General features: G+C 55.2%; 2 protein-coding genes and 1 pseudogene. 2 read left to right on the forward strand and 1 reads right to left on the reverse strand.

The window, feature by feature from the left end; all coding sequences use genetic code 11:
• A partial coding sequence (locus tag EN925_RS26750) for a glycosyltransferase family 25 protein (protein ID WP_164894406.1) occupies window positions 1-1,989 on the forward strand: 1,989 nt, incomplete at its 5' end.
• Window positions 1,990-2,042: 53 nt separating this feature from the next.
• On the opposite strand, the gene EN925_RS26755 is transcribed toward EN925_RS26750, so the two are convergent.
• Window positions 2,043-3,230 carry an FkbM family methyltransferase gene (locus EN925_RS26755; RefSeq protein ID WP_127367311.1) on the reverse strand — a complete coding sequence of 396 codons (1,188 nt, stop codon included), beginning with the start codon at window positions 3,228-3,230 and terminating at the stop codon, window positions 2,043-2,045.
• 234 nt (window positions 3,231-3,464) lie between these two features.
• Between EN925_RS26755 and EN925_RS26760 the strand changes: the two are divergent.
• A pseudogene (locus tag EN925_RS26760) lies at window positions 3,465-3,872 on the forward strand (hypothetical protein); the annotation flags it as partial.

A 3,872-nucleotide genomic window follows, 5' to 3' on the forward strand; every position in this document is an offset into this window, starting at 1 on the left:
GTTCCCGCCCGCGCTGAAGCTCTTCACGCCGCGAGCCTCTATTGCCGCACCCAGGGCCGGAACGCGGAGGGAGCGGAATTTGCGCGTCGAGGGCTCGACCTTGCACAACCCCCCGGACTTTTCATACAGCCTTGGGTCTACGATTACGGATTGCTCGACGAGTTTGCCGTCAATGCCTACTGGACAGGCGCTTACCGGGATTCACTCGACGCCTGTCTGAAATTGCTCGCCAGCGAAAAATTGCCGGCGGAAATGGCGAAGCGCGTGGTGGCCAACGCGCGTTTCGCCACTGACAAGCTTCCGGTGCATGAACCGTCGAATCTCGGGGCGTTCGGGACAGAGAGCTTGATCGATCAGCACAAGCTTATCCGGCAGCGTTCGCTGCGGTCGCGCCTGAAGGGTTCACCGCGCATCCTGATTGCAATCCTGGCAAAGCAGAAGGAACCGGCACTGCCGCTTTACCTCGAGTGCATCGAGGCGCTCGACTACCCGAAGGCATCGATCGTCCTATACATCAGGACAAACAACAATACCGACAGGACCGAGCATATACTGCGCGAATGGGTAGAGCGCGTGGGTCACCTCTATGCGGCGGTCGAAATCGACGCCTCGGACGTCGTCGATCGTGTTGAGCAGTTTGGCGAGCACGAATGGAATGAGACGCGCTTCAGGGTGCTTGGCCGAATCCGCAACATAAGTCTGCGGAAAACGCTCGAGCACGGCTGCGATTTCTATTTCGTGGCCGACGTCGACAATTTCGTGCGATCGGCCACGCTGCGAGAACTTGTCTCGCTTGATTTGCCAATCGTCGCTCCTCTGCTTCGCTCTATCTCGCCGGGCCAATATTATTCGAACTTTCATGCCGAGATCGATGCCAACGGGTATTATCTGCAGTGCGATCAGTATGGTTGGGTGCTCAACCGCCACGTGCGCGGCGCCATCGAGGTGCCGCTCGTGCATTGCACATATCTTGTCCGGGCTGACGTGCTGACCGAACTGACATACGAGGACGGCACATCGCGGTACGAGTACGTTGTCTTTGCTGCCAGCGCCAGGAAGGCCGGAATCGTCCAGTATATGGATAACCGACAAGTCTATGGCTACATCACCTTTGGCGATGGCCAATACCATGTGAGTGATGGCATCGAACGGGCTCGAGCGCTGTTGCATGGTGCGGGCGATACCTCCACATTCACTGCCGCCACGCCCTCTGTCTCCGGGACGATGCCAGCCCGGCCTGTCGAGCCGACGGGTTCCCCGAAAATTCACCTGATAAACCTAGACCGCAGCATCGAGCGCTGGAGCAGGTACCAAAGTAACAACTGGCATTTATTGCACAATACCGTTCGCGTATCAGCCGTTGACGGCACTTCTCTCGACAGGGAGGCGCTCATCAAGGAAGGTCTGATTACCAGTGATTGTCCGTATCCCCCGGGCACGTTAGGGTGCGCTCTATCCCATATCAGCTTGTGGAAGCTGTCGGTTTCAGAAAACAAGACAATAACTATTTTCGAAGACGATATTCGGTCATCGTTTCGTTTCACGGAGGAATCCACCAGTATTATATCTCAAGCACGGGCAGATTGGGATATCATACAGTGGGGCTATATATTTGACCCATCATTTCTCTGGCTTGACCTTGGTTTCTCAAAAGCCAAAATGGAATTCTACGATCGTCAATATACTAATAGAACTGCCTTGTTCCAGTCCGAGAACTTCTCCAGATTCCTTATCAAGGTAGAGCATTCGTTTGGGCTTCAGGCATACACAATCACACCAAGGGGTGCGCGGATACTTCTGGAAAAGTGTCTGCCGCTCCGCAGCAGACTTATCCCGTTTCCTGGAACTGGCGTCGTCCTTGACGACACGGGCATTGACTGCGCGATGTGTGCGGCATACGGCTCGATGCAAGCTTTTCTTTGCATGCCGCCACTCGTTATTCTAGACGATGAGCAACCTTCAGATCGAGTGGCGACGGATCAGGGGTGAGCCTTGAAGGACTCTACCTCGATCGCTGGCGAACGGTCGTTCTACTCATGGCCTCACGGGTAAGGAAGAATTCCTAACACCTGAATGATTACAGCAAATTTTCGCTTTTCTAGATCAGAAAGAGTTGCAACCTTGTCGCGCCTCTTCGTAAAAAGGGCATCAAACTCGACTGCATCGCCATCGAAGTGCGGTACTTGATTAAGCTGGCGTAGGGCGAAACCGAAATCGCCCAGAATGTCGACTATGTCACCAATCAGCTTTTGTCCTCGATATATCGGAACAACATGCGTTTCCAGCTCGATAGCCAAACAGGATTCCAGAAGGTGGCCGAAACCAAGCAGAACTTCGTATTCAAGACCTTGGACGTCTATTTTTATAACATCCGGTGACGGAACCGCGCTTGCGCGGAACAATTCGTCATATCGAACACATTCGACCTCTTGCATGCTGACAACGTTGAAGACACGGGCTACTGAGTAGTTCTGCAGGATCTCAAAGTTTGGCTCTCGCAAAGACGAGCAGTATGATCCGGCAGTAATATACAGCTTTTGGGGGCCAGAAGTGTTTGCCAGCGCCTTTTCCACCACTTGCGCGCCCGGAATTCGATCGAGGGTTTGTCGTATCACCGTCGCTTCCGACGACAAGGGTTCGAACACGACGGGCGTAATATGATCGGCTCGCAGCATCCACTTGAGCTGTAGCCCTCCTTGGCCGCCAACATCGACGAGGGTGATCCGCTCCTCTGCCGGCGTGCGAGACAACTCGGGGTATGCATCAAACGTTTCAACCAGAACGCTCAAGAGTGCAAACTGTTCGAGTCCAGTGCCGGCGTAGACGGGACGACCATTGTCGGAGCAGCCTATTGAGAGAGACCCGTGGCAACTCAAAAAGCTCACATCGATCTCGATCGTGTCATCTGGATGAGCGTTGATCGAAATGGTGTGACTGATACCCCTGTTTATTATGGTGCCGTCGAGTGCAATTTCGGCAACATCCAAAGAACCATAGTGATGGATATAGAAGTTTGTGGTGGTCGTGGGGAAGAATCTGAGGACGCACCTCATCCGAACCATTCGAAACAGAAAAGCTGAATCGTGAAGTCGTAGAAGATGCCAGTCACGGCGGTCACTGTCGCGAACGACCAAAGCTCCGCCAACGATATGAGTCGACATTTCGTGGACGACCTGCCAGCTTGATAAAGCATCGCCAACATACGTTTTGGTAAAGATCGCCTCGCCCACCCTCGAGTCCCCTAGCCGCTTCCGAGTAGTTCAACTCTCAAGGGGTCTACGCTTAGACCTCGGCCGATGGCAGAACAAGCTGGACTTCCTATTTTTCTCCTTGCAGGGCAACATGGTCGAGTTTCGAAGTTGCTGCGACGAGATCTCCTAAATTTGCTTGCAGGTTCAGTGGCCGGCAGCCTCACACCAGTGGCGTTGACACCCTCGGGCGGTTGGAGCACAGGCTACGGGGTCATGTCTTCCCCACCTTCCTCAGCTAGCTCGCAACCAAACCTCCTAACCGCCCCCATCGAGCTTGCCGGCGACTGGGGCCACATGCTTGAGGGAGCCGCTGATCAGGTCGTCGAACGCATGCGGCATGCATGCCTCGACGGCGTCCGCCTGCTGTCCGACCGCCAGCCGACGCGCCTGCGTGTCGACGAGCACACTTCCGGCACGCCGGCAATCTGGCTGCATCCGGACGGCAGCAGTATGGCCTGGATCATCGTCGATATCGGCGAGCGTGACTGGTCGAAGCTCGCCTACCAGTTCGGGCACGAACTCGGCCATGTGCTCTGCAACAGCTGGCAACCGGACGCCAGGCCGGCGCCGCCTTGCCAATGGATCGAGGAGACCATGGTGGAGGCCCACTCGCTGCGTGGG

It is taken from the genome of Mesorhizobium sp. M7A.F.Ca.US.006.04.2.1, assembly GCF_004022915.1.
Classification (GTDB): domain Bacteria; phylum Pseudomonadota; class Alphaproteobacteria; order Rhizobiales; family Rhizobiaceae; genus Mesorhizobium; species Mesorhizobium ciceri.